Consider the following 25,853-nt stretch of genomic DNA (forward strand, 5'->3'; position numbering starts at 1 on the left):
ATATATCAGAATAATATTATTTATTTTGTTTGTTATGATTCATTATATTATGATATTGAAACATTCTGTTATTAGTTTCTGTAATATAATTCGTTGATAATTAAATGTTTATTATTTATGTGTAATTATGCATCTCTATTACGGAATAGAGATGCATAAGAAATAGTTTGAAAAGACTGTATAAAATGAATGATTGTATAAGAAATAAAGCCGGCATACTTATTGGTCTATTTACTTTGCTAGGATGTTTTGCGGTTAGAGCACAAGATATAGCAGTAAAAACGAATTTACTTTATGGCGGGTTGTTACAAACACCAAACATAGGGGTGGAATGGGGAATATCTCCCAAACTGACTATTGACTTGTGGGGAGCCTACAATCCTTTTCCTTTGGGTAAGAATGGTTATGGTTCCAACAATAGAAAAATGAAGCATTGGTTGATACAATCAGAGCTTCGCTATTGGCTTTGTGAACGGTTCAATGGACATTTCTTTGGCGGACATTTGTTTTATGGACAATATAATGTCAGTAATATTCGATATTGGGGACTAGGTGACTTTAGAAGACAGGGAAATCTTGCCGGATTCGGATTCAGTTATGGGTATCAGTGGATTCTTTCACCACATTGGAGTATAGAAGGGACATTAGGGATCGGCTATGCACACCTGCATTATAGTAAATACCCGTGTAAGGAATGTGGTAAGCGTTTAAGCGTAAACAACCGTAATTATTTAGGGCCTACACGTGCCGCTGTATCTATCATATATTTACTTAAATAATATCCCAAATGAATAGTTTTCAGATTATAATACTTTCCTTTTTTATGAGTATAACGGTCATGTCAGTTTCCGCTCAAAATAATGATTCGATCAAGATCAATAATTTTTCTATAGAGAAGAATGCTCAAGGTGATTCTGTGAGTTTGAGATTTCATTTGATGATTGCTCCCGGCATTACAAAAGCAAATGATGAGTTGTTGCTTACACCTATATTGATAGATATAAAGGGAAATCACTCTTTTGCTTTCCCTGTCATACGCGTAAATGGCAAAATACGGGAGAAAATAGTTCGAAGACAAAAAGTGCTTCACTCATCAAAAGCAGAGAAAGACTTAATATATACAGTATCCAATCGGCAATGGAATACAATAACATGTTCAACTCCGATGTTAGCCAATCAACTTTGGATATGGCAGGCAAAGTTAGTGTTACGGCGGCAACTTGGAAATTGCTGTATGAAAAAGGAGTTGGATATGGTGGAATTGTTTACGTGGAACCGGACGGATGGATATTCTATTGTTAAGCCGGAAATAAAGAATAAGGTGGAAATACCGGAAATGTTACCGCATAAATGTGCTACGGAAGTACTGGCTGAAACAGAGAAATTTGTAGAACCCATAGATAACTATTCAGCGGGTAAAAGGATTCTGGCGGGCGAGCAGGAAGGAGCACAGATTATTTATTTCAAGCTTGCAAAGGCAGAGATAGATAGCAATTATCTGGATAATGAGAGAGTGCTGGAACATATCATTGATGTAATTCGCCGTATTAGTGAAGATCCCGAAGTAGAGATAGCTCGCGTAGTGCTATTGGGGCTTTCCTCACCCGAGGGGGCTTTTGAATTCAACAAACGATTGTCTGGAAAACGAGCTGAAGCGCTGAAGCAATATATAGCCGACCGGATTGCTTTGGCGGATAGTTGCTTTGCGCTTGTGAATGGTGATGAGGGCTGGGAAGAACTACGTTATAAAGTGGAACACTCTGATATGGAATACCGTAAGGAAGTATTGAATATTATTGATTCAGTTCCGATAATGAAAGGCCGTGAGGGACAGTTGCAACGTTTGAAAAGAGGAGTGCCCTATCGTTATTTGGAAGAACACTTCTTTCCGCAATTGCGTCGAGCCGGATACATCAAGGTGTATTACCGGATGAAAAATGGAACCATATAAATCTCAATATATAATAATTTATTTTTTAATCATAAGACAAAAATGAGAAAGAATTATTTTCTAATCGGAGTATTTGCGCTGGCAACAATAACGTTTGCTGCTTGTAGCAGTGAGGACAAGCTAGGTGAAGAAAGAAGCGATGACAATGGTAATACCGAAGTCATAGAGGGAGAGCCTACTTGGGCGAAGTTTACATTTAAATTGGGCAAAGATGGTGTTGTAGCACGTGCAACGGGTGACACACATGAAGGTACTACTACAGAAAAAAACATCAAAAATCTGCGGGCTTATATCTTCAATGAGTCCGGTAGCTTTGAAGCAAAGACGGATAATGCTACTGTAGATGAACATGGCACGGAGCACACTGCTGTATTGAAACTAACTTCCGGTAAAAAGAAAGTGTATGTAGTAGCTAATATGCAGGACGACTGGATTACGTCTACCACTACAACTGCTCAATTTGAAGCTGTTACTTTGACACATTGTACGAAAGCAGGACGTATTGCCCATACCAAAGGTGTAGAAACGGCAGTTGCTGTATCGCGTGTCGGTAATTTTGATAAAATATCCGGTAATGGGAATGCGGCGACCAATGGTTTCCTGATGGCAAATGTATTAAAGGCAACCGAATACACATTATATCCCGGGATTTCTGCTGAGGATTGTTCGAAACCGGCGTATGATAGTTCGGCGGAAATGAAGAAAAACAATCATTTGGAGGTGTTCATATCCCGTGCTGCTGCTAAGTTGCAGGCTACTTATGCAAATGCGGATGCTTTGATATTGAAAGATAGTGAAAGTAATACATTAGGCAAATTACTTACTCCGACTTTTACGGTTCGTAATCTTCCGGTTCAGAGCTATATATTTCTGCATAATCATGTTGATGGTTTCCTTACGCCGTTCTATACAATGACTAATACTAGCTCTACATTTGCAGATTTCGCTAAATATTATGACGAGGTGAATGAGCCTAATTTGGATTTGAAAGCAAGTGCTGACGAGGAAGCTATAGAGTCTATATATTTGCCGGAGAACTCCAATCAGACACCGGTAAGGGGAAATACTACTTATGTGTTGGTGAAAGGTGTATTTGCTCCGGCGGCTAATGTGATGATTAATGCTGTTGAAGTGAAAAATGATGGTGGCAATCTTAGTATCGAAAATAAATTAGACGGAACTGATTATACTACAGGAGGAAAAGATGTACCGCCATATTTTATTGTCCCGGAATGGGAAAATCAGATTTATACGGCTCCTGCAGACTTTAGTGGAAACTTGGCAAACTATGGCTTGGGCATGATTTTAAAGACTTATTTGAATAAAGCCGGAAAACAGAAATGGTTAAATGCAGTAGACGAGGGAAGTGCTGTAGACGAAGGTGATATAGAAAATTCTGTAAGTGTATATTATGGAAGCTCATTCTCTACTTCTGAAGGTATTTATTCAGTTGTTACCATCAAGAAATATTCGCATAGCAAGAAGGACTTACCTGGATATAAGGAAAGTATTGAAGGAACAATACGTATTTTTCAGTACACCGGAGGTACTTGTTATTATCGTGTGAATGTTGAAGATAATATGGACGGAAAGACGGAAGCCAACAACCTGTTCTATTCGGTAATGCGCAACCGTTTTTACAATGTAAATATCTCAAAAATTACTTCAATCGGTTATCCCGATGATGAAGATGTTACCGTGGACCCGACAGATCCCATCAACCAGAAAACGTACATGCAGGCACATATCACAGTGGAACCATGGACGAAAGTTGAACAGGATGCAGAACTGGGAATGTAATTGCTATTAGTCTGCCGGTTCATTAAAAATAGATTTTAACGGATTCTTTTGCCGGGGCATTGTCCCCGGTAAAAGAATCTAAAATCCCTCTCAATAACAATTTAACATGCATAGTACATTTTACCGGAAAAGAAGGATGGTGGCATACATATCAATGCTATTATGGCTTATTACAGGATGCGTTAATGAAGATTTTTCCGATTGTCCGCAGGGAAGTTTCCAGGTGGCTTTCGAATATGTTCATCACACGGACAATACTTGTCTCGATCGCTTCAACATTGACGTACAGCAAATAGACTTGTATGTATTTGATGCAGCCGGATGTTTTTTGAAATGTATAACTCGTAAAGGGACGCCTTTCCCGAAAGATTTTCGGATTGACCCGGAACTTTCTGCCGGTAGCTATACGTTGGTGGCATGGGGAAACTTGACTGATGAAGTGACTTTACAACCGGCCTTTATTGCCGGACAAACTACGCTTGAGCAGGCGTTATTATCACTCAACGCAGCTGAAGACCGTAGTGTGAACCATAGACTGACTCCTGTTTTTCATGCTATGAAACAAGTAGAAGTAAACGATGTGAAGGAACACACTGAAGTTCTTTCACTTATAAAGAATGAGAATCATTTGCATCTGAATGTGAAGTGGTTTGAAAAAAGCGGAATACCATGTATTCACCGCTGTGCGGATGGCGTGCGTGTCCGTGTACTTGATCCCAAAGGGGCGACCTATAAATTTGATAATTCTGTAGTTGCTTCGGGCAACGAATTGACATATTATCCATATCAGGGCGTAAATAATGATGCATGGAATCAATTTGCAGGCGTTTTTTCTTTGATGCGTTTGGTGGAAGGGGAAAAATTGACGCTACTGATAGAACGTTTGATGCAGGACGGCACAGCCAAAGAACTCTACCGTTCTGACTTAGTCGAACTTATCCGGATGCATCCATATACCCGCATCCAGTCGGAACTTGACCGGCAAGATGTGTATGAAGTAGAAATATCGCTTATAGATGATCTGGACGGTGACACGGATACTTATATGCAAACGGCTGTTACCGTATCAGGGTGGACAATCATATTGCAGGATACGGAAATGTGATACTTTATAATTAAACGAGAGAATGAGACTGAAATTAGTTTATATATATAGCTTCGTTGTGACATTATTATATCTGCTTACTGCTTGTACTGACGGAATAGAAGCATCTTCCGATAGTAATGGCCAGGGGGAAGGCAAGGAAATTCCTGTCAGTATCATGCCGAAACTTGTTGCAGGGGATGAAAATGAGGTATCACAATTGCGTGTTATCATTTTCTCGACACGTACTTCCAATCCTTACGGTCCTAAAGTTTTAGTCAGCAATCAATTGATAGATGTAAATGAAGATTATGTTGCCATTACCTATATAGGATACAATGATATTTATGTGATAGGAAATGAACCGGTAGATCTTTCGGGAATCAACAGCCCTGAAGAATTGAAAAATATTCAGATGAATACGGAAAGCAGCCTGAGTGCTTCAAAATTTGTATTTTTCCGGCAGTTGCTTAATGTGAATGTACGGAGTAAAAATGAGATATATCCGGAAGGGGCATCCGCTCCTGTTTCAAAACTGGAGATAAAGTTGCAACGAGTGATTGCCAAGTTAAGTGTGAAGTTTGACCTTAGTACGGAGATTTGTGAAAATGGAAACCCTACAGGTGAATTCGTTAATCTTGAGTCTATGGAGTTACTTCGTATTCCAAAGTATAGTTATCTGGCTTCCTGTAAATACAGGATAGAAGAGGGGTTTCTAGATAACCGCGTTTTTTCACTAGAAAATAGCAGTGCAGAACAGAATCATTTCACATGGTCATCCGGTGATATATATTTGCCGGAATATCTGCCGATGGATGAGATTTACAGAATGGTATTGCGCATTAAAGGGACATCAAGAGGAATCACCCGTATATATACTTTGCCGATTGGTGATGCGATGAATTCAATTGATTCACATTCTACAGAATGGAATATAACCCGCAACAGGCATTATAGTTTGAATATTAAAGCGATTACCGGTTATGGGGAGGAGTCCCTTGAAGTGAAATCCAACGTTTCCGGATGGGCGGAAATCAATGTTCCGATTGAAATAACGGGAGCTAGTTTTCTTGCAGTCAACAAAAATACGGTCGAAGTAAAGTCTTTACGCTTTTACTCGTATGTGCGTTTTGCTTGTAACGCTCCGGTTGAAGTAAAACTTCCCGATGAGGTGACAATCGGTAATCAACTGCAGATGACAATAGAATATGATGACGTGACAAAGAAAAGCGGTCGCGTCGGGTTCAGACGTGGAAATTGGAATACTGGTAATGATATTATATATGTAACTACATTAAAATCGAGTACCGCATCTGTTGAACTTAATCTGCAACTTTATAGATCTGAAACAATTTTTGTCGGATATAACCTTGTTACTTGGGCTGAAGCCATGGGATATTGGGAAGAGGCTAACTGGATACGTACGGGTATTTATAATGATGAGTTTTATAAAAGAGCCACCCGGGAAACTGGATGTAGAGCATATTATCCTGAAGGAGTAAATGAGAATGATGCAACAAGAGGGAAAGGATGCTGGAGATTAGCTACCATACGTGAAAATTGGGCAATTAATTCTGCTGAAGCATGGTGCATAGAGGAATATGATACAAATGGCAGAAAGGCATATGTAAGTTCCGGATCGGGAAATCTCATGGACGATTATAAAGAGAATAAAAAATATCGCTATAACTGTACACTTGATGTTCGTCCTCCTGAACTTTCAGATTTTATAGTCTCAAGTTCAGATGTAACGAATGTCACGAAGGAAAATGCGTCCTCTATATGTGCAAATTTAGGTAGTGGATGGAGATTGCCTACAGGAAAAGAAATGAATTATGTTTTCCTGAATGCCGGAACCAACGGGCTTCCCAATAATTTCTTTTCGGACAGTTATTGGGGAAAGAATGAGGACGGTACCTTCATTGTAGCAACAATGAGCGATCCGGATGGAAGTGCCACGACGGATGAATTGCGAAATGGGAGACATACGGTGCGTTGTGTGAAATTACGTTATCCCCCTGTTGGATAAGAAAAATGATAGATATGATAGTAAAAAAGAAATATATTCAATTAGTCCTGTTTGTATTGCTTTTCTCTTTGGGGGCTTGCAATAGTGATGAAATGTCGGATATCAACGATACAACAGAAGTACAGGAGCAAATGGTTTTGAAACTAAGTGTGCAACAAGAGTCTGTTGTGTATACGCGGGGAACAGGTACCCCTGCCGATGAAGCAAAGGTTGAAAGTATGGATTTTCTGATATTCAATCATGACGGAAATATTGTTTATCATCAGCATCCTGTATTGGAATGGACTGGAAATGAATATAAGACGACAGTAAACATTCCTTCGGCGACAGGAGAGCATACATTGTATCTGATAGCTAATTATCCGAAGGAAGCAGGGACTATACATACTTTACAGGACTTGGAAAGCAAGATATGCACAAGTACGGAGGCACTTGTAAAACCACCCTTTGTAATGGCTACCAGGCGCATTACTCTTTCATCACTCAACATGATAGCTATTCGTAATGCGATGGAAAGTGACGGTAGCAATGGTTTCAGTTTAAAACGGAATGTTGCGAAATTCAGTGTGGGAGTGGCAGACAACAATTTTGAATTGATTTCAATAAATTGGTTGGGTTGTCCTGTGTCAGCCTCTGTATTGGCAGACGTGGATTATACCAGTCCGTCCACTTTGTCTGTCAGTAACCTTGCTCCTTCGTCAAATCCTATTTATCTGTATCAGATTCGGAAAATGGGTTTGGATGCGCATAAAGGATTTCACATCGTTGTACATGGAAAATATACGGCAGCGGATGGGACAGAAAGGGAAGGATACTATAAACTCCGTCTATGTACAATGGATGATGCTACAGGAGAAAAAGTTCCGTTGACTTCAATTGTAGGCAATGATTACTATAAACTGAATATCCGGAGTGTTACGGGATTTGGCGCTAATTCATTCGAGAATGCAGAAAAGAATGGATTTACTAATGATATGGAAGCATTCATGTTATTAGAGTATAATGGTACACATGATTATCAAGAGAATTATTTGCAGAATGGTTATCAGATGGGATTTGAAAATTCCCGTTGGATTATATACAGTAATGAAATCTTGAATTCTTTTGTGTTAGGTCATTTCTACCGGTGCATCCGGGATGAATCATTGGAAGGTTACACCATGTTTGATCCGAATTATCCTAATCTTCAGCGTGGATTGATAACGGTGAAAGCAAATGGGACAGAAATAACGGGGGAAACAGTTTGTAATGATACTCCTGATAATCCCGTCGAGATGGACTTGTGTTTCACGGAATCGAGTGAAGTCGCAGGTACGGAATACTCTTTTACGAGTATTATCCAATATGGTGTTCTACAAAAAACGGTAACTGTTGAACGTCATTCCTCTATCGGTCGGTCATATACAGTGCTTCCTATGTTATATACGAATTACGGGGAAGTGTTCGATTCATGTGATTGGATCGGGATAGCTGAACAACGGCACGAAGGTGCTATTATTTATCCGCAGTTAGACTCTGCTAATGATTACATTTTTGTCCATGTAAAGGAAAATGGCACAGGCAATGCACGTGAAGGAAAGGTGCGTCTGTTTGGTAGGAATGGATATTTTGAACTTCGGATACGTCAGGAAGGATAATTCAAATAGTGTTAAGAGTGAAAGGAGATATGAGGATGAATATATTAAACGATATTTTGGAAAAAGAAGGTGATAATCGAGGCTCTGTTTATTTGTATTGTCTAGAGGATTCATGGAAAGCATTCGGATATTCTGCTTTTTATCTGTCTTTACTTTATCCGGGGATTAAAATCGTGAAATATGATAATCCGGATATTATATGTTTTTGTATGTGTATATCGGATGATTGTCTGATGGAAATATTCGAGATGAGCCGGATATATGTCGGGAATGAATGTATAGAGATGAAAGTGCCAGAAAGGATTTGCGGTGGAGAAAACGAGTATGTCAAATGGTGTAATGAATTGTGCTTGAACTTGTAGAATTATGAATAAACGAAGATTAAGGTTATTACACCTTTTAAGATTGGTAATCCATCAGAAATATATAAGACTTCTTTATATTACTTTAGGCGTGTTTTTACTTTTATGTACTTGTTCTGCCAATTCTGGTGAATCAAATGCTATGGCAAAGCAACAAAAAGACAGCATACTGATAGAGCGCTTTTGGGATACGTATGATTTTACAGATACTATCCGGTTAAGCAGCTCTGCCACTACAGAAAGGATGTTGGTGGATTATCTTTCTCAATTGTCGGAACTGACAGAGGAAAGGGCTTGTGAAAATATCAGGAGATTGGTGTTGAAGACTAAAGTTAATAAGGTGGTAAACCGTTGGTTTCTACAACGGTTGGAGCATCATCTATATGAACCTGATTCGTCACTACGGAATGATAGTTATTATATTTCAGTATTGGAGGAAGCATTAACATCCGGACATTTAGATGGAATGATGCGTATACGTCCCTTGTATCAATTGAAAATGCTTAAAAAGAACCGGATAGGGATAAAAGCTGCTGATTTTACTTTCATTCTTTCTACGGGAGAATTTCAAAAACTATGGGATGTTTCCGCTAAATATACGTTATTACTGTTTTATGATCCGGATTGTATTTATTGTCGGCAATCAATGATGGAACTGTCTGAATCATCGGTAATAAATTCCTTCTTGCAACATAGTGGACTATCCCTATCGCAACTTGCTCTTGTTACAATTTGTACGGAAGGTGAAATGGATGCGTGGAAAGAATATCAGCAGTCTCTTCCTTCTGTGTGGATAAACGGTTATGATGTCAGGAAGGTGTTGACTGAAAAAGAACTATATTTTTTGCGTTCTCTTCCTTCGATATATTTGTTGGGAGAGGACAAGCAAGTATTATTGAAAGAACCCTCTTCTATAGGTGAAGTTACCGGTTATTTATTAAATAAGTATGATGATATATAATAGTGGCATAGGAAAAATGGAATCATGACTTTTCCGCTGCCTGTGAAGGTAGCCTATTGTTTGTTTTGTTTGTGTGTGCATCTTTTTCCCGGTGGGGAAGAAGGTGCACTTTTTTATTATGATATTTATTAGTTTGAATATATTTGTTTATTTATTATTCTCCCCCAGGTATTGATTTTGTCGCTTTTTTCTGCTTTTCGTCGTTTTCTTGTCGTTTATTTAGTTCCTCTACGTGTGGCTGTATGTGTCTGAAATGCTTTTTAGTACTTTTCTGATGAGGCTGTTTGGTGTCGTTTCATCTCCGTGGAAGATGCTGCATCTTTGCATCGTTAACGTTAGCGAAGTGATAATTAAAACAGTATTCATTAAAAAAAGAAAAGTAGTATGGCTATTAGATTTAGAAGGGTGTCTCGCCTGTGTGACCCTACAAATAAAGAAGCAGGAAAGAAAGTGTATCCGGTGATTTCTTATCAGTATGATACGAGTGCAACGTTGGATGAGTTTGCAAAGGAGATTGCGTCTGCTTCTGGTGTTAGCGAGGGTGAAACGATTAGTGTATTGAAGGATTTCCGTACGTTATTGAGAAAGACATTGCTGGGTGGTCGTTCGGTAAATATCGCCGGTTTGGGATATTTTTACCTTTCTGCTCAAAGCAAAGGGACGGAGAAGGCGGAAGAATTTACAATCGCTAATATTTCAGGGCTTCGTATCTGTTTTCGTGCTAACTCGGACATTCGTCTGTTTACTGGAACGACTACCCGTTCGGATGGATTGAAGTTCAAGGATTTGGATCATATTAATGATTCGGGTAGCATTGGTGACGGTTCTGATGATGGAGGTGAAACTCCGGATCCGGATGGTGGTTCGGGTGGTAATGGTGAAGCACCGGATCCGGCAGCTTGATTCATAGATCGTTGAGAACTGTCTGGTTTGTATGGAATGGGGCTTCGGCCTCATTCTTTCTTTATAACTACGCAAAAATATAAATATGCAAATAACTACAATTCTTGCTTTTATTACCGCTATGGGTGGTTTGGAAGCTGTGAAATGGTTAGTGAGGTATATCACTTGCCGTAAGACGGATGCACGGAAAGAGGAAGCGTCCGTGAACAGTATGGAAGAAGAAAATCGCCGTAAAAAGGTGGACTGGCTGGAAGAACGGCTGACTCAACGTGACGAGAAGATAGACGGGCTTTATATTGAACTTCGCAAGGAGCAGGAAGAGAAGATTGACTGGATACATAAATGTCATGAAGTGGAGTTGATACAGAAGGAGTCGGAAGTGAAGAAGTGTGAGATTAGAGGGTGCGTGAAGCGTATGCCACCTTCGGATTATTAACTGGTGCGTTTGAACTAATAATGAATTATCATGAGAAATATAGATTCTATCATAGTACATTGTTCGGCTACGAAAGCCGGGCAGGATTTTACTGCCACAGATATTGACCGTTGGCACCGGGAACGTGGGTTCAATGGTATCGGGTATCATTATGTGATCCGTTTGGATGGGAAATTGGAAAAGGGGCGTGATGTCGCTTTGGCCGGTGCTCATTGTAAAGGTTGGAATAAACGAAGTATCGGGATATGTTATATCGGCGGATTGGATGAGAACGGGCGTCCGGCAGATACCCGGACGAATGCTCAAAAACGGGTGCTTTATCAGATTATTATGGATTTGCAGCGGGAATATAATATTCTCCAAGTGTTGGGACATCGGGATACTTCACCGGATTTGAATGGTGACAGAGTGATTGAACCTTATGAATATGTGAAGGCTTGTCCCTGTTTTGATGTGAAGGAGTTTTTGAGGAGTGGGAGGGAATTGCTGTTTGTGTTGCTGGTGGTTTTAGTTGTGCCGGTGTTGTTGTCGGGGTGTAGGAGTAAGAAAGAGGTAGTAAACAGGGAGAGTGATGTTAGGGTTGATTCAAGCTTGAATAGTAGCTCCGGGAAAAGTCTTGTTAAAAATAAGGCTGCTTTGGAAAAGGATTCGGAGGTGGTAGAAGAGCATATCGAGCAAGTGTTGTTTGTGTTTCCTGTGGATACGCTTGGGTTGAAGGCTGGGAGGGTGGTGAAGACTGTGGTGGATAGGAAAAACGTTAATGAGAAACAACTTCTTCAAGAAGTGAATTCACTGTCTGTGAGCTTATCGGATATGAGTGCTAAGACAGAGATTCATAAAACGGGAGTTGAGAAAACTACTAATAGGACAACCGGAGGTTGGTATTGGTACGAAATTATTTTGCTGGTTCTAGTTATTGTGTGTTGGATTTGCAAAGTGAAGAGGACGTGAGATGTTGTTTGTCTGGTGCAAAGTTAGTTTTGATGAAAAACGGAGTCATGGTAGTGCTGTCTGTGAAACTGTGTACTTTTTTGTGGAGTTTGTATGTGTATTCCCATGGAAATGCGTATCTTTGAATAATCAAAATAGAGGAAAAATCATGGACGGGATATTACGTAAACTTCCTATTGGAATACAGACTTTTGAGAAACTTCGCGAAGGAGATTATCTTTATGTGGATAAGACTGCTCTTGTATGGAGAATTGCTTCAACGGAGACTCCTTATTTTTTAAGTCGTCCTCGTCGTTTTGGCAAGAGTCTTCTTCTTTCTACTTTTGAAGCTTATTTCGAAGGTAAGAAAGAATTATTTGAAGGGTTGGCCATAGCTGATATGGAAAAGGAATGGAAGACATATCCGGTACTACATTTGGATTTGAACGCGGAAAAATATGATTCTCCCCAGGCTTTAGTTGAAATTCTTAGCAGGCAGTTGACGCAATGGGAACTGAAATATGGTAAAGGAGAGGATGAGGAAACTCTTTCGGGACGTTTTGCAGGTGTAATTCGTCGTGCCAGTGAACAGTCTGGTCGTGGAGTCGTAGTCTTGGTTGATGAATATGATAAGCCTTTGTTACAGGCGTTGGATGATGGTGCTTTACTTGATGACTATCGTAAGACATTGAAGGCGTTCTATGGTGTGCTGAAAAGTTCAGACCGTTATCTTCGTTTTGTTTTCCTTACCGGTGTGACTAAGTTTGCGCAAGTCAGTGTGTTCAGTGATTTGAACCAGTTGAATGATATCAGTCTGAAACCTCAATATGCCACAATTTGTGGTATTACACGACAAGAATTGGAGGATACTTTTATTCCTGAACTGAACCGATTGGCAGAAACAAATGAGCTGACTTATGAAGAAACATTAAATAAGATGACGGCTTTATATGACGGTTATCATTTTTGTGAGTTTGCGGAAGGAGTATTCAATCCATTCAGTGTGCTTAACGTTTTTGACGGGTATAAGTTTAGTAACTATTGGTTCCAAACCGGTACTCCTACTTTTTTAGTCGAACTGCTTAAAAAGAGTGAGTATGATTTGCGTACGTTGATTGATGGGGTAGAAGCCAATGCTTCTTCGTTTATGGAATATAGGGTAGATGCTAATAATCCGATTCCGTTGATTTATCAGAGTGGCTATTTGACTATAAAGGGGTATGACAAGCGTTTTGGAAACTACCTGCTGAAATTTCCCAATGATGAAGTACGATATGGATTTATGGATTTTTTGGTTCCTTATTACACATCAGTGGTAGATGATGAACGGGGCTTTTATCTAGGTAAATTTGTACGTGAATTGGAGAGTGGTGATGTTGACGCTTTTCTTACCCGCTTACAGGCTTTCTTCGCAGATTTCCCTTATGAACTGAATGAAAAGACCGAACGACATTATCAAGTTGTATTTTACTTAGTTTTCAAACTGATGGGGCAATTTACCGGGGCAGAGGTTCGTAGTGCCCGCGGACGGGCGGATGCAGTGGTGAAAACTCCGAAGTATATTTATGTATTTGAATTTAAACTGAATGGTACTGCCGAACAGGCTTTGCAGCAGATTGATGAAAAAGGCTATCTGATACCTTATCAGGTAGACGGGCGTGAGTTGGTTAAAGTTGGAGTGGAGTTCAGTGCAGAAAAAAGGAATATAGACCGGTGGTTATATTAGCTCGATAACCATGTTGTTAAAGGAGTTACGGAGCCGTTTGAGATTGTTCAAGCGGCTCTTGTTTTGCGGGTAGTTCTTCTTATCACTTGTTTTAAATCCAAATCATAATCTCTATTTCTTTATCAGTTGTGATCTTTTCCTTTTTTCTGATTTCCGCTTTGAGAGGAAGTAAATAAGTATCAAGTTTGGTGTCAAACCAGATTGCGGTTTCCCATTGGGTATTGCCGATTTTGGCCGTCATCTTCAACCGTCCCCAGCCTTCCTCTAAGAATCCGAGATTCTCTCTTATCTCTTTGGACATTTCTTTCGGCAGGCAGGCTATGTGCCAACCGCCTGTTCCAACGGTTGATGAGTAGTTCCAAACTTTTGTGGTAAACTCGTATTTCATTCCTTTATTTTCCATTGTACAAAAATAGAAAATAATAGGAGATTAGCTATAATTTTTTCTTTTAATTAATTTTCGATGTTTGTTTGAATACACATCTATTATAGGAATTGGCAACTGGGCAAAGTGGTAGAATAAGTCAAAGTTAACTTGTGCATAGCCCTTGTGGCTGCCACATAAAGCATACTTTTATCAATATTGGAATGATAGTTCTTATCATCTGTTTGCGGAATGATTACTTCGTCAAATTCCAGTCCTTTCGCCATATGGGCGGAAGTGATGATAATCCCTTTCACATAAGCAGAACTTTGATTGGACAAAAGTGAGATGTCGTTTGCATATATCTGGAGTTTTTGAACAAGTTTTTTTGCTTGGGATTCTGTTTTGCAGATGATCCCTAATGAGGTATAATGGGAGTTCCTGAAGGAGTTTACTAAATCCGCAATACCTTGGATCTCTTCTTCTGTATTTTTGAATGGAAGAATCTTGGGGTGTTCCCCATGTCTCATAATCGGTTCTAATTCATTGTTCGGTTGAATTTTTTGTGCAAAACTGGTGATCTCAAAAGTAGAACGATAGCTTTTGCAAAGTTTCATTATTTCTCCTGTTGCAAATGCTTTCTGAATCATATCGGCAGTGGAAGAACCATAAGGATTGACGGATTGGGAAGTGTCTCCAAGAATTGTTTTTCGACACGGATAAAGTTTTTGAATCACTTTGTATTGTATGGGAGAATAGTCTTGCATTTCGTCTATCAGAAGGTGTTTGACATAAGATTGGGCGTTGTTCCCATCTAATGCGATATGAAGATAAGCCAAAGGAGCTAAGTCCGCATACTCCAGTATGCGATTTTTGCGTGTCTTGAACATCTCCGGTTTTCCGATCCATTCAAAAAATCTTTATAGATTTGGAGATCGTTATTGCCCGCGAACATCTTTTTTATCTCTTTCTTTAGTTGGTTTTTCTCCGGAGTGCTAACTGTGAGATTATATTGTAGTTGCATCATCTCCAGAATGTAATCTGTCATAGTCTCAAATCGTTGACGTATGGGATAGCGGTGGAATCGTTTGAACTGTTCGTTAATAAATTCGGCAGGAACGGTGATATATTTGGTGAGTTTTACGTCTGTTGCTTTGAAATAGTTGTTTTCCATGTAAAGGATGAATTTGTCAAGTAGTGATATAAACTCGAAGGAGGCTTTGTATTGAATCCGTTCGATAAAGTCGGGTGTCGGGTTTTCTAATAGTTCCGTCACTTGGTCGAAGAAATTCTGGTGTTTATATTTGTTGTCAATTACATCCGACAGAATTTGCTCCATGCTGGTTTCGGGAACGGTCTCTTCGCCAAGTTCCGGAAGTACATTAGAAATGTAATCGGCAAATACTTTATTGGGGGAGATGATTAATATGTCTTTGGAAGAAATCTGTCCTTTCTGTGCATAAAGCAGGTAGGCAATACGATGGAGCGCGATAGAGGTTTTTCCTGAACCGGCAACACCTTGTATAATGAGTACAGAAGCGTTTTCATTACGGATGATCTGATTCTGCTCCCTCTGAATTGTCGTGACGATGTTTTTCATTTTGTTGTCGGCATTGGAACATAGTTCTTTTTGCAGAATATCGTCATGAACAGTTACGGAACTTTCAATCATGTACTCCATTTTTCCTTTGCGAATACGATATTGGCGTTTGAGTGAGATCGCCCCGTTAATTTTGCCTGCCGGAGAGGAGTAGAACGCCTCGCCTAATTCATGATCGTAGAACATGCTTGAAATAGGAGCTCGCCAATCGTAAATCAGATTCTTTTTTTGATTGAGGTCATAGAAAGTATGTATTCCTATATAGATCGGACTAACTTGGCTTTTGTCTTTCTTTTCCTGAAAGTCGATTCGTCCGAAATAGGGGATATCCAGTATTTTGCTTAGTCGCCTGCGTTTGTCAATTACATTTTCACCTAATGCAAAATGATTTAAGATGCTTTCGCGCATGGAACGGATTTCGTGGGGATCGATATCTTTGTTCGACCATAGATAATCTTTGTACTCCTGCAGGGTGTCTATATGCTCTTTGACGGAAGTACTGGTAGTGTTAATCGTATCATGGATAGTGGTTATGACTTGCTGTAAATACTCTTTTTCCTGTTTCTCTGTTTGATTGAATATCATAATCTCTTTTTAGTTGTATGATGAAGAATTGAAATTGCAGGCAAAGTTAGCTCAACCCATTTAGGGATTAAATAGTTATTTATAGCTATATATGTATCCTTTTTCCTATTTTTGCATACTTACTTAATAAGGAAAAAGATGAATATTCTTGAATTGGCAAAACGTAACCAGCAGAAAGCTTGGGAGATTATAGAGGATACCCGTATTGTTCGGATATGGGAGGGGATTGGTGCCAAAGTGAATCTGGTAGGTTCGTTGCGTACGGGATTATTGATGAAACATCGGGATATTGATTTTCATATTTATACTTCCCCTTTGGATTTGTCTGCCAGCTTTCGGGCGATGGCTGAATTGGCGGAAAATACGTCCGTAAAGAAGATTGAATATACGAATTTATTACATACAGCAGAAGCGTGTATAGAGTGGCATGCATGGTATAAGGATATGGAAGGAGAACTCTGGCAAATGGATATGATTCATATCCAAGAAGGCTCTCGTTATGATGGCTATTTTGAAAGGGTGGCCGAACGCATTTCTGCGGTATTGACAGATGAAATGAGACTGGCTATCCTGAAATTAAAATACGAAACGCCTGATACGGAAAAGATTATGGGAGTGGAGTATTATCAAGCTGTGATTCAGGATGGTGTACGTAGTTATCCGGAATTTGAGGAATGGAGAAGATTGCATCCGGTGGTGGGTGTGGTGGAATGGATGCCCTAGCCAGATTGGATCACAGTGCGGGGAGAAAGATTGCATGTATTAACTTAGCAATCCACTCTCTTGTCCTAAACGAATGGCTTCAATGGAATTCTGTACACCTAACTTCCGTAACAAATTTTGTCGATGAATATTAACTGTATGAATGCTGATGCATAATTTGTCTGCGATTTCTTTACTTAACAGGCCTTTTTGAATAAGACGTAATACTTCTATTTCCCGATTAGTAAGATTGGTAGAAGGCATTAACGATAGGGAAGGAGAAAATATTTCTCCATTCTTTAGATTCAGGACGGTACAATCTACGGTTTCAGAGGCTTTTTGGTCGGGTGATATGTCCATGTTTCCTATGATAAGCCATGCTTTACCGTTGCGGTCCTGTTCCAATACCTGATGTCTGCTGGCGACACGTATGTACTGTTGTTTCGCATTAAGCATACGAAAACTGTAAATGTTAGAATAGCTATTCCGTTGCTCAAAAGGCAGGCTATAGATGAATTGGCTTAGTGTGACCTGTAATGCCGCCAGTTGTGCGCGATCATCGGGATGGATGCGCGATTCCAGATAATCACCCTGTCTTTCTAATGTTTCTATCTTGTGGCTGTCGTATCCCAGTAAATCAACAAAATTCGGAGAGGCGTAAGCATATTTGCATTTATAAACATCGACAACAAATGTACAGTTACGGCCCATTTTCGAGAGTTGATGAAGCATGGATTTATCCCGCTCCCATACAGCATAGTCAATGTCGGTAGCAGATAGATGCTGCTTTGCCCACATTTCTTCTCTAGTTGTAGTGTTTAGTTTCATTCTCGGATATATTTGTTGGGTGTATCTTAATAATTGTTCTGGAACAAAAATAGATATATTATGGGAAATGGTCAAGAATGAATGAGAGAATTGCTAATTGTGACTGTTTTGTGTGATTGACATGCTAACAAATGATAATAATTGAGCTTCTATTGAAAAATATAGAATAAAAACATAGTTATCTAATTTATTGTGTTACCTTTGTTCCCAGAGTTTGAGTTACGAATCATTATTGTGTAGTTCTTCTTTTTAATATATTATTAGTAAGTAGTCCTCTTCTGTAATTATCCTCCTCACTCCAAAATAGTATTTATTTTAATAAAATTTTTAGATGAACATTTACATTTCAGGTTTAAGCTATGGCACAACTGATGCCGACTTAACAAATTTATTTGCAGAGTTTGGAGAAGTTTCTTCAGCCAAAGTTATTTTTGATAGAGAAACTGGTAGATCCAGAGGATTTGCTTTCGTAGAAATGACGAACGATGGAGAAGGACAAAAAGCAATTGATGAACTGAATGGAGTTGAATACGACCAGAAGGTTATTTCAGTAAGCGTTGCACGCCCTCGTACTGAAAGACCGTCAAACGGTGGAGGCCGTGGTGGTTATAATAACTCTAGAAGATATTAATATCCGAATGAAAGCAGAAGATTCTGTCTTCTGCTTTCATTTAAAAGCTGTTTCCGTTTCATGATTCAACGGGGGAATCTCTACTGAATAGAGAAGACGAAAAATCATTTTACATTTAAGTTCTGCTAATTCTGGCTCTTCTATGCAAAATTAGGAATTTCTAATCCTGTACTTTCCATTCTGAAAATAGATTTATTAGGCTTTTTTGTAATACAATACTCTTGAAATAGCCAAGGGCATATAGTTTAATAAATTATCCAACAAGGTAAATCATTCGTGACAGAACCAAATATTGAGCACTTGAATAAAGTATGCTCACTTCTATTTGTCTGTTTTGCCAATACAAAATAAAACATATGAAATCGTTCTTTATAGGAAATATTGAAATTAAAACACCTGTTATACAAGGTGGAATGGGAGTAGGAATCTCACTGTCCGGTCTGGCATCAGCAGTTGCAAATGAAGGCGGAGTAGGCGTTATATCATGTGCGGGTTTAGGATTGTTATATCCCAAGGGAAAAGGCTCTTATCTGGAGAAATGTATAAGTGGACTGAGAGAAGAAATTCACAAGGCACGTACAAAAACAGAAGGTATTATTGGCGTAAACGTAATGGTTGCTTTATCTAATTATGCCGATATGGTGCGTACTGCGATTGAGGAAAAGATAGATGTGGTATTTTCAGGTGCGGGACTTCCGCTTGATCTGCCGTCATATTTGACCCCGGAAAGTGTAACCAAGTTAGTTCCTATTGTATCTTCTTTAAGAGCTGCCAAGGTTATTTGTGACAAGTGGCAAAAAAACTATAACTATCTGCCCGATGCAATTGTGGTGGAAGGGCCTAAAGCCGGTGGGCATTTAGGATTTAAAAAAGAACAAATACAGGATCAGCATTATGCTCTGGAAGCATTGATTCCGGAAGTGGTAATGATTGCATCCAGTTATAAAGAACAAAAGCAGATTCCGGTGATTGCTGCCGGTGGAATTTCGACAGGTGAGGATATAGCACATTTTATGGAATTGGGAGCTTCCGGTGTGCAAATGGGTAGTATTTTTGTTACCACCCTTGAATGTGATGCTTCAGAAACATTCAAAGAAGTATATATTCATTCCAAGTCCGAAGATGTTCTTATTATAGAAAGTCCTGTCGGGATGCCGGGAAGGGCTATTGATGGAGAATTTATTCATAATGTGAATAATGGTTTGGAGAGACCTAAAAGTTGCTCATTCCATTGTATAAAGACATGTGATTATACAAAAAGTCCTTATTGCATTATTAAGGCTCTATATAATGCAGCCAGAGGAAATATGAAAAAAGGCTATGCATTTGCTGGTAGCAATGCCTTTCTCGCAGAAAAAATCAGTAGCGTAAAAGAAGTAATGGCTACATTGGAACGCGAGTTTTTTTTAGCAACCCACAGACTGGCTTAATGATTGAAACTCTGCTTTTTCATGATTGAAATTGTCCGGGTTTCCCACTATATATAAAACTAATCGCTGTTTGAGTACAGCAAAAATAACATTTATGACATTTAAAGAATTAAATATAACCGAACCGATTTTAAAAGCAATTGAAGAAAAAGGATATACAGTACCAACTCCCATTCAGGAAAAAGCGATTCCGCCTGCACTGGCAAAAAGAGATATATTAGGCTGTGCGCAAACCGGTACCGGAAAGACGGCTTCATTTGCTATTCCTATCATACAGCATTTGCAACTGGATAAAGAGGCTGCCAGACGTCAGGGAATTAAAGCCTTGATATTGACGCCCACACGTGAGCTTGCCTTGCAAATCAGTGAGTGTATTGACGATTATTCAAAACATACTCGTATTCGCCATGGAGTAATCTTTGGTGGTGTAAATCAACGCCCGCAGGTTGATCTGTTGCGTAAAGGTATTGATATTCTGGTCGCTACTCCGGGACGTTTGCTTGACCTGATGACTCAGGGACATATACATTTGGACACTATCCAATATTTTGTATTGGATGAGGCTGACCGTATGCTTGATATGGGATTTATCCATGATATTAAGCGGATATTGCCGAAACTTCCAAAAGAAAAGCAGACTTTGTTTTTCTCGGCAACAATGCCTGATTCTATTATCTCCTTGACTAAGTCTCTGCTGAAGAATCCGGTGAAGATTTACATAACACCGAAATCATCTACTGTAGATTCTATCAAGCAGGTGGTGTATTTTGTTGAAAAGAAGGAGAAAAGCCAGTTGCTTATTTCGATATTGTCGAAGGCAGAAGATCAGTCAGTACTTATCTTCTCACGTACGAAACACAATGCTGATAAGATTGTGAAGATTCTGGGCAAGGCTGGAATTGGCAGCCAGGCTATTCATGGAAATAAGAGCCAGGCGGCAAGACAGTCTGCATTGGGCAACTTTAAATCGGGAAAAACTCGGGTGATGGTTGCCACTGATATTGCTTCCAGGGGGATTGATATTAACGAATTACCTTTGGTTATCAACTATGATCTTCCGGATGTTCCCGAAACCTATGTGCACCGTATTGGGCGTACAGGAAGAGCTGGGAATATGGGAACTGCACTTACATTCTGTTCGCAGGAAGAACGTAAACTGGTGAATGATATTCAAAAGTTAACCGGTAAGAAACTCAATAAGGCTGATTTCACTATTTGAAAGTAAGCACTTACATTATTTATTCATTAAAAATATAGTATAAACTAAATATTATTTCTATGGCAAAATCCATGACAGTAGGTAAACGTGAAAATGAAAAGAAAAGAATCGCTAAGCGCGAAGAAAAATTAAAGAAGAAAGAAAATAAGAAATTATCGGGCAGCTCAAACAGCTTTGAAGATATGATTGCTTATGTTGATGAGAACGGGAGAATAACCTCAACTCCTCCGACAGAGAATGTCAGAAAAGAAGAGATCAACCCGGATGAAATAGTTATAGCAACTCCTAAAAAAGAGGATGAAGAGCCAACTATTTTGAGAGGACGGGTTGAGTTTTTTAATGAGTCAAGAGGATTTGGTTTTATTAAAGATCTTTCCGGCGTTGAGAAGTACTTTTTTCATGTAAACAATGTCGTTGGTAATATTACAGAAAATAATATCGTAACATTTGATCTTGAACGTGGAGTGAAAGGGATGAATGCGGTCAATATCTCGTTGGAAAACAAATCTAAGCCGGAAAATTTAGCTCAAACAGAATCTGTATAAGAATATCTGTATTCTGCTTGTGTATAACAAAAAACAAAAAAATAATTTGAGATATGAAAAAAGGTAATATAATGCGCGATGTTATTTCATCCAGTCAGTTTACTGCAAACGTGATTAAGGAGTACAAAAAAGGTTTGGGAGATGTAGTGCTGGTAGCAATAACTCCGCGGACTACCATTGAACTTCCTGCACATTTGACTCAAGCAGAAATAGATGCTCGTATAGAGATTTATAAAAAACTACATAGCTCCAAAGTATAGGTGTTTGTAGATGCAAAAAGTAAGGTAATAAAAAATCCCTTGAACTTTTAAAGTTCAAGGGATTTTTTATTACCGAATCGATTGTGGTGCCACCAGAAAATGAGTTTCATTTCTAAATGGCTCTATATCTTTGCGTTAAAGAATCGCAACAAACGTAATCTCCCGCTATTGCTCCACCTAATTTCTGCACCATTTTGCAGTGTCTCGCAGAGTCGAGTTCCTACTTTGATGCAAAGGTAGTGAAAATATTTGAAACAGAAATAGGTACACTAAAATTTTGTTCCACTTCAGTTCAGAATCCCTACTTGGATGTAAAAAATAGTGGTTATTAAGTTTATTCTAAGTAATCGCCAATCTTTAATGCTTTTGAGTATCTCTCCACTTCTTTATCTGAAGAATAATTATTCAAACTTTCAAGAGAAATCCCTTTCCATCCTCTTATATTTGAGAACATAGGCCATATTGTACATTCCCCGATTTCAGGCTCATATTCATAATCGATATCTTCAAGTTCCTGTAATGAGCATAGAGTCTTTATTTCATCATCAGTTTGTGCTATAATAATTACATCTTCTGCTGATATTGTAGAAAAATCAAACTCATCTCTAATTCTCCACTCTCTTAGCCATGTAAAATCGTGCGCTTGAACATTTAATTCCTCAAACCTCCAATCCATACCCACTCTACTGAGATTTATCCTATCTGTTTCATCTCCATAAATCACAGACTTTGCACCAAAATCGTTAATTAACAAATCTCTACTAAATCCTATTCCATAATAGGATAGCATAGGTTTGCAGAACTTATTCATATATGCAAGATTCTCTTTGAAAAGAGTTATTGGAGTTTCAGTAAAACAGATATAATTGTGTGCATCTGAAACCAACTTTAATTGAGTTAATATGTTTACTAGCCTATCATATGCATCAGCACCCTTTGTGAAATGAAATAGATATGGCGAAAGATCTTTTCTATCTTTTGTCAAATTAGCAGATGGATTCATAATCATTAAAGTATGATGTTTATATTATTATCCTATTATCAAAAACTCCCTCAAACAAGTTCATTTCTCGTTTGGCAATACCTAATCTATTTGCTAATGTTCGCCATTCTTTAACAGCTGCTACCACCTCGTTGATTATGCTCTTGGCAACCTCTGGGGTGAGCATATACTCCTCACACGAGTCAAGCAGAATTGACAAATCTGCTTTGTTGGTTTTGCTGTTAATTAGCAAACTTTGATGGTCGTTTAGCGTTGGATTCATATCGTATGCTGGCGAAAGAGTCCAACCCTTTGCAGTTAGCAGAAAACCGTGGTTACGGAAATGATCATCGCTATTGCCAACGCATATATTGAATGCAACTCGGCGGAACAACTCTCGCAAGTTCGCATCAACATCGGTACAGCCGCTTATGATAAAATCAACAATGTCAATATATCCGTGTCCTGTTGTAGCGTTATCGCCGTCGTTCAATCCAAGCAAGGTCATTCCCGATGCAAAATGTATTCTCTTGCCATCATCCGTTCTATCAAAACGACGAGAAAGGAGCGTATGATGCTTGTCGTTTATTTCAAGCACCTTTGTTTTGGCAGCGTTTATACCCGCATTTTTAGCTAACATGTGGCAGAAATGTTCCCACAATCCCACATCATAATCATCCTTCAATGATGGGAACTTTGCGACATAGATACTGCGGCCCGTATCTACAACATTTGCTTTGGGACGAGCACCACCGAGCGAAGAACCCGGCTGCACAAGTTGAGCAATCCATCGTTTTTCGGGGAGGGTATTAGCATCCTCACTTTTCTCAATCTCCCTACTCGCTGCAATGAGTTCACGTAAGTCAGTCAACGGTGGAATACGCAAAGAGTTGTCAGCGTTTATGAACTCACCATCAGGCGTTTCTTTGAAACGGAATCCACCCATACGGGAAAAGTCATCAATTCCAGTTAAGAAGTCAAACGACGAGAGGCGGCGAACAGGTCTGTTATCCTCTTGTGCCAAAATTTGTTCACGACGGAGGAGAAGAGTTCGTCCCCATCTATCAGGAAGAGCATCGGCAAAGCAACCGAAGATATCTTTATTCGGTTGTGTATATTGTATCCCCGGATAGTTGTTAAGGTCTTCACTCAAGGTAATGGCATTGTACTTCTTTATCCAGCTATCGGCAAACTTGAAGCTATAACTATCCGAGCCACGAAGTGATTCGTAGCCAAGTTCACCAACCAACTCAATCTCTTTGAGCCAATCAAAATCGGCATATACATACAACTTCTTCATAGCCTTCTACTCCTTTTTAGATGCCCTTTCACGCTGTGGCAAATTCATATCCTGCAATGCCCTGCCGAGTTCGTCATCCTTTGCTAAAGAGAGAATATCATCATCAAGTTGCAGGGCATACAACACACGCAGATAGATGCCTATCGCCACTGTTGGGACACCTTTCTCTATGCGTGAAACCGTAAGTGGCGAACAGGTAGCACGCTCCGCCACCTGCGCAACACTTAAATTACGACGCAAGCGAGCAAGTTTTATTTGTTCGCCAACTATCTGCATTTTCTGCTCTAACTTTCGGGGCAATTTAGTCCCCATCGTACTCTTTACCATAACCTCAACATATCATATAATATGCAAAGATAATACTTTTTCTTTATCTTATGATATGTTGAGTGAAAAAATGTATGAATGTAACTATAAAGAAAAACTTGATAGTTCAAAATAAACGAACTCGCAAGTCAATCTTGCGAGTTCGCTGATATTATAGATGTCTCTTTTCTGATAATTATTAACCACATCGACTGGGTGCCGACTAGGTGCCGACTGGGTGCCAACTTAGTTCTATCTTAGTGCCTACTTGGTGCCATCATGGACACTATCATGAGCAGTTCATGAGCACTTATAGTATTATACACTCACAAAAAATCAAGTCAAATTAAGCTACGAGGGCTATTCTCTTTTGTATTCTACGCGGTTTGTTTCTGATATATACTCGTATTATTTTAATGGTTTTTATTAATTATATTGTCATCTTGAATATATGGGTACTTTGAGAAATCATAATACTTAGGTTCATTATCCACAATGTAACACATATCTCCATCATAGTTAGCACTACCGAACGCAGCTCTTGCTGTTAATTTAATATTTTCTATTCTGAAATCTTGAGAGGATATGGCCTCACATTTTTCGTAATTAAATATAGTAAGATTTACTCCTCCTGAATGAATAGAACTATTAAATCTAATGCCATCATATCCAAGGCTTTTTATATATTCGGCAATAACTTGAGTTGGAATATAGTCATCAGTGTTGTTCGTAGGTTTTGAAAAAGCCCCTTGTATCATTCCCATTACATGCATATCTACAGTGGTATCTTTGTCGTTGGATAAATCAAGATCTACAGCAATGTTAGCTACTTTTAAAAGTTCAGTTGTTTGTATTTTGGCAATATTCACAGCATCATAGATAAATGGTCGCACTTCGAAAATTGCCGTTGTGGGACTTTCTGCAACATAGAGATACTTAACATATTTAGGATTTGCACGACCTGCCGAAACTTTTACATTCTTTGGAGGGACAAACGAGGCCTCTTTCGTTAGCCCTTTAAATGGGTTTGCTTTCCCAACATATTTAACATCTAATTTTTCCCCATCGGGAGCGCTATAACATTTATAAATCATATGGTCATTGATACAACTGTCATCTATAACCCTTGCCCTATAATAAATGTGACCAGCCTTGACATAGAGAGTATTCTTTTCCATATACTGGGATAGTATATTTAACAGTTGGTGCCTTACAAAGAAACGATTCGTAACCATACTATTTTCCGCCACGCCAATTTTATCGGCTGTCTTTCAGCCGATAA

At 39.0% G+C, this 25,853-nt stretch carries 24 protein-coding genes and 1 pseudogene; 18 read left to right on the plus strand and 7 right to left on the minus strand.

Translation table 11 applies throughout. The features are described from left to right. Nucleotides 1–185: 185 nt before the first annotated feature. From KTR06_RS09245 to KTR06_RS09300, 12 genes are all read left to right on the plus strand, one after another. Entirely contained in the window at nucleotides 186–779 is a 594-nt protein-coding gene (locus KTR06_RS09245) for a DUF3575 domain-containing protein (RefSeq protein ID WP_217290263.1), read from the plus strand. 8 nt (nucleotides 780–787) lie between these two features. Continuing rightward, complete coding sequence (locus KTR06_RS09250) at nucleotides 788–1,951, plus strand: DUF3868 domain-containing protein (protein WP_217290264.1); 1,164 nt, start codon at nucleotides 788–790, stop codon at nucleotides 1,949–1,951. Nucleotides 1,952–1,993: 42 nt separating this feature from the next. After that, nucleotides 1,994–3,751, plus strand: coding sequence for an Mfa1 family fimbria major subunit (locus tag KTR06_RS09255; protein ID WP_117811151.1), 1,758 nt, complete (start codon nucleotides 1,994–1,996; stop codon nucleotides 3,749–3,751). A 106-nt stretch (nucleotides 3,752–3,857) separates the two neighbouring features. Beyond that, nucleotides 3,858–4,856: a FimB/Mfa2 family fimbrial subunit gene (locus KTR06_RS09260; protein ID WP_117811148.1), complete on the plus strand. Its 999-nt coding sequence runs from the start codon at nucleotides 3,858–3,860 to the stop codon at nucleotides 4,854–4,856. Nucleotides 4,857–4,878: 22 nt separating this feature from the next. Beyond that, a complete protein-coding gene (locus KTR06_RS09265) occupies nucleotides 4,879–6,864 on the plus strand; it encodes a hypothetical protein (RefSeq protein ID WP_217290265.1) in 1,986 nt (661 codons plus the stop codon). Nucleotides 6,865–6,869: 5 nt separating this feature from the next. Beyond that, nucleotides 6,870–8,501: a fimbrial protein gene (locus tag KTR06_RS09270; protein ID WP_217290266.1), complete on the plus strand. Its 1,632-nt coding sequence runs from the start codon at nucleotides 6,870–6,872 to the stop codon at nucleotides 8,499–8,501. Between the two features lie 35 nt (nucleotides 8,502–8,536). Next, nucleotides 8,537–8,863: a hypothetical protein gene (locus tag KTR06_RS09275; RefSeq protein WP_009040202.1), complete on the plus strand. Its 327-nt coding sequence runs from the start codon at nucleotides 8,537–8,539 to the stop codon at nucleotides 8,861–8,863. Nucleotides 8,864–9,005: 142 nt separating this feature from the next. Continuing rightward, nucleotides 9,006–9,824, plus strand: a complete 819-nt coding sequence (locus tag KTR06_RS09280) for a DUF5106 domain-containing protein (protein WP_032812131.1) — start codon at nucleotides 9,006–9,008, stop codon at nucleotides 9,822–9,824. A 384-nt stretch (nucleotides 9,825–10,208) separates the two neighbouring features. Beyond that, complete coding sequence (locus KTR06_RS09285) at nucleotides 10,209–10,727, plus strand: HU family DNA-binding protein (protein WP_055236048.1); 519 nt, start codon at nucleotides 10,209–10,211, stop codon at nucleotides 10,725–10,727. Nucleotides 10,728–10,812: 85 nt separating this feature from the next. Continuing rightward, nucleotides 10,813–11,163 (plus strand): hypothetical protein, encoded by a 351-nt coding sequence (locus KTR06_RS09290; RefSeq protein ID WP_004296148.1) that lies wholly within the window; start codon nucleotides 10,813–10,815, stop codon nucleotides 11,161–11,163. Nucleotides 11,164–11,193: 30 nt separating this feature from the next. Next, complete coding sequence (locus tag KTR06_RS09295) at nucleotides 11,194–12,114, plus strand: N-acetylmuramoyl-L-alanine amidase (RefSeq protein WP_217290267.1); 921 nt, start codon at nucleotides 11,194–11,196, stop codon at nucleotides 12,112–12,114. 148 nt (nucleotides 12,115–12,262) lie between these two features. Beyond that, nucleotides 12,263–13,819, plus strand: coding sequence for an ATP-binding protein (locus tag KTR06_RS09300; RefSeq protein ID WP_217290268.1), 1,557 nt, complete (start codon nucleotides 12,263–12,265; stop codon nucleotides 13,817–13,819). A 91-nt stretch (nucleotides 13,820–13,910) separates the two neighbouring features. On the opposite strand, the gene KTR06_RS09305 is transcribed toward KTR06_RS09300, so the two are convergent. Together KTR06_RS09305 and KTR06_RS09310 are read right to left on the minus strand one after the other, a co-directional pair. Further along, nucleotides 13,911–14,207, minus strand: a complete 297-nt coding sequence (locus tag KTR06_RS09305; protein ID WP_008645043.1) for a DUF1905 domain-containing protein — start codon at nucleotides 14,205–14,207, stop codon at nucleotides 13,911–13,913. Nucleotides 14,208–14,305: 98 nt separating this feature from the next. Then, nucleotides 14,306–16,368 (minus strand): annotated as a pseudogene (locus KTR06_RS09310) (UvrD-helicase domain-containing protein). Between the two features lie 138 nt (nucleotides 16,369–16,506). Between KTR06_RS09310 and KTR06_RS09315 the strand changes: the two are divergent. Then, nucleotides 16,507–17,091 carry a phosphoglycerate mutase family protein gene (locus KTR06_RS09315; RefSeq protein WP_217290269.1) on the plus strand — a complete coding sequence of 195 codons (585 nt, stop codon included), beginning with the start codon at nucleotides 16,507–16,509 and terminating at the stop codon, nucleotides 17,089–17,091. A gap of 39 nt (nucleotides 17,092–17,130) precedes the next feature. Here the strand turns inward: KTR06_RS09315 and KTR06_RS09320 are convergent, their stop codons facing one another. Continuing rightward, complete coding sequence (locus KTR06_RS09320) at nucleotides 17,131–17,898, minus strand: LuxR C-terminal-related transcriptional regulator (RefSeq protein WP_074707321.1); 768 nt, start codon at nucleotides 17,896–17,898, stop codon at nucleotides 17,131–17,133. A gap of 331 nt (nucleotides 17,899–18,229) precedes the next feature. Between KTR06_RS09320 and KTR06_RS09325 the strand changes: the two genes are divergently transcribed. From KTR06_RS09325 to KTR06_RS09345, 5 genes are all read left to right on the plus strand, one after another. Beyond that, nucleotides 18,230–18,529: an RNA-binding protein gene (locus tag KTR06_RS09325; RefSeq protein ID WP_004315028.1), complete on the plus strand. Its 300-nt coding sequence runs from the start codon at nucleotides 18,230–18,232 to the stop codon at nucleotides 18,527–18,529. Between the two features lie 356 nt (nucleotides 18,530–18,885). Beyond that, nucleotides 18,886–19,959: a nitronate monooxygenase family protein gene (locus tag KTR06_RS09330; protein ID WP_015531691.1), complete on the plus strand. Its 1,074-nt coding sequence runs from the start codon at nucleotides 18,886–18,888 to the stop codon at nucleotides 19,957–19,959. A 94-nt stretch (nucleotides 19,960–20,053) separates the two neighbouring features. Then, nucleotides 20,054–21,178 (plus strand): DEAD/DEAH box helicase, encoded by a 1,125-nt coding sequence (locus tag KTR06_RS09335; RefSeq protein ID WP_009040210.1) that lies wholly within the window; start codon nucleotides 20,054–20,056, stop codon nucleotides 21,176–21,178. Nucleotides 21,179–21,237: 59 nt separating this feature from the next. Then, nucleotides 21,238–21,723 (plus strand): cold shock domain-containing protein, encoded by a 486-nt coding sequence (locus KTR06_RS09340; RefSeq protein ID WP_004315032.1) that lies wholly within the window; start codon nucleotides 21,238–21,240, stop codon nucleotides 21,721–21,723. A 53-nt stretch (nucleotides 21,724–21,776) separates the two neighbouring features. Beyond that, nucleotides 21,777–21,983: a hypothetical protein gene (locus tag KTR06_RS09345; protein ID WP_008026295.1), complete on the plus strand. Its 207-nt coding sequence runs from the start codon at nucleotides 21,777–21,779 to the stop codon at nucleotides 21,981–21,983. Between the two features lie 334 nt (nucleotides 21,984–22,317). Here KTR06_RS09345 and KTR06_RS09350 read toward each other — a convergent pair whose 3' ends face one another. The 4 genes from KTR06_RS09350 to KTR06_RS09365 form a co-directional block, all read right to left on the minus strand. After that, nucleotides 22,318–22,986: a hypothetical protein gene (locus KTR06_RS09350; protein WP_217290270.1), complete on the minus strand. Its 669-nt coding sequence runs from the start codon at nucleotides 22,984–22,986 to the stop codon at nucleotides 22,318–22,320. A 19-nt stretch (nucleotides 22,987–23,005) separates the two neighbouring features. Beyond that, the gene (locus tag KTR06_RS09355) at nucleotides 23,006–24,265 is read right to left on the minus strand and encodes a type II toxin-antitoxin system HipA family toxin (protein ID WP_217290271.1); all 1,260 of its coding nucleotides are present in this window, start codon (nucleotides 24,263–24,265) and stop codon (nucleotides 23,006–23,008) included. Nucleotides 24,266–24,271: 6 nt separating this feature from the next. After that, the gene (locus KTR06_RS09360; protein ID WP_217290272.1) at nucleotides 24,272–24,592 is read right to left on the minus strand and encodes a helix-turn-helix domain-containing protein; all 321 of its coding nucleotides are present in this window, start codon (nucleotides 24,590–24,592) and stop codon (nucleotides 24,272–24,274) included. Nucleotides 24,593–24,984: 392 nt separating this feature from the next. Next, the gene (locus tag KTR06_RS09365) at nucleotides 24,985–25,749 is read right to left on the minus strand and encodes an RES family NAD+ phosphorylase (RefSeq protein WP_254306412.1); all 765 of its coding nucleotides are present in this window, start codon (nucleotides 25,747–25,749) and stop codon (nucleotides 24,985–24,987) included. Nucleotides 25,750–25,853 lie beyond the last annotated feature (104 nt).

The sequence above is a fragment of the Bacteroides sp. MSK.20.12 genome, from assembly GCF_019052435.1.
GTDB classification, from domain to species: Bacteria; Bacteroidota; Bacteroidia; order Bacteroidales; family Bacteroidaceae; genus Bacteroides; species Bacteroides xylanisolvens.

Coding starts and splice junctions, on each gene's coding strand:
- KTR06_RS09245 (WP_217290263.1), top strand. CDS start 186: ATGAATGATTGTATAAGAAATAAAGCCGGCATACTTATTGGTCTATTT.
- KTR06_RS09250 (WP_217290264.1), top strand. CDS start 788: ATGAATAGTTTTCAGATTATAATACTTTCCTTTTTTATGAGTATAACG.
- KTR06_RS09255 (WP_117811151.1), top strand. CDS start 1,994: ATGAGAAAGAATTATTTTCTAATCGGAGTATTTGCGCTGGCAACAATA.
- KTR06_RS09260 (WP_117811148.1), top strand. CDS start 3,858: ATGCATAGTACATTTTACCGGAAAAGAAGGATGGTGGCATACATATCA.
- KTR06_RS09265 (WP_217290265.1), top strand. CDS start 4,879: ATGAGACTGAAATTAGTTTATATATATAGCTTCGTTGTGACATTATTA.
- KTR06_RS09270 (WP_217290266.1), top strand. CDS start 6,870: ATGATAGATATGATAGTAAAAAAGAAATATATTCAATTAGTCCTGTTT.
- KTR06_RS09275 (WP_009040202.1), top strand. CDS start 8,537: ATGAATATATTAAACGATATTTTGGAAAAAGAAGGTGATAATCGAGGC.
- KTR06_RS09280 (WP_032812131.1), top strand. CDS start 9,006: ATGGCAAAGCAACAAAAAGACAGCATACTGATAGAGCGCTTTTGGGAT.
- KTR06_RS09285 (WP_055236048.1), top strand. CDS start 10,209: ATGGCTATTAGATTTAGAAGGGTGTCTCGCCTGTGTGACCCTACAAAT.
- KTR06_RS09290 (WP_004296148.1), top strand. CDS start 10,813: ATGCAAATAACTACAATTCTTGCTTTTATTACCGCTATGGGTGGTTTG.
- KTR06_RS09295 (WP_217290267.1), top strand. CDS start 11,194: ATGAGAAATATAGATTCTATCATAGTACATTGTTCGGCTACGAAAGCC.
- KTR06_RS09300 (WP_217290268.1), top strand. CDS start 12,263: ATGGACGGGATATTACGTAAACTTCCTATTGGAATACAGACTTTTGAG.
- KTR06_RS09305 (WP_008645043.1), bottom strand. CDS start 14,207: ATGAAATACGAGTTTACCACAAAAGTTTGGAACTACTCATCAACCGTT.
- KTR06_RS09315 (WP_217290269.1), top strand. CDS start 16,507: ATGAATATTCTTGAATTGGCAAAACGTAACCAGCAGAAAGCTTGGGAG.
- KTR06_RS09320 (WP_074707321.1), bottom strand. CDS start 17,898: ATGAAACTAAACACTACAACTAGAGAAGAAATGTGGGCAAAGCAGCAT.
- KTR06_RS09325 (WP_004315028.1), top strand. CDS start 18,230: ATGAACATTTACATTTCAGGTTTAAGCTATGGCACAACTGATGCCGAC.
- KTR06_RS09330 (WP_015531691.1), top strand. CDS start 18,886: ATGAAATCGTTCTTTATAGGAAATATTGAAATTAAAACACCTGTTATA.
- KTR06_RS09335 (WP_009040210.1), top strand. CDS start 20,054: ATGACATTTAAAGAATTAAATATAACCGAACCGATTTTAAAAGCAATT.
- KTR06_RS09340 (WP_004315032.1), top strand. CDS start 21,238: ATGGCAAAATCCATGACAGTAGGTAAACGTGAAAATGAAAAGAAAAGA.
- KTR06_RS09345 (WP_008026295.1), top strand. CDS start 21,777: ATGAAAAAAGGTAATATAATGCGCGATGTTATTTCATCCAGTCAGTTT.
- KTR06_RS09350 (WP_217290270.1), bottom strand. CDS start 22,986: ATGAATCCATCTGCTAATTTGACAAAAGATAGAAAAGATCTTTCGCCA.
- KTR06_RS09355 (WP_217290271.1), bottom strand. CDS start 24,265: ATGAAGAAGTTGTATGTATATGCCGATTTTGATTGGCTCAAAGAGATT.
- KTR06_RS09360 (WP_217290272.1), bottom strand. CDS start 24,592: ATGGTAAAGAGTACGATGGGGACTAAATTGCCCCGAAAGTTAGAGCAG.
- KTR06_RS09365 (WP_254306412.1), bottom strand. CDS start 25,749: ATGGAAAAGAATACTCTCTATGTCAAGGCTGGTCACATTTATTATAGG.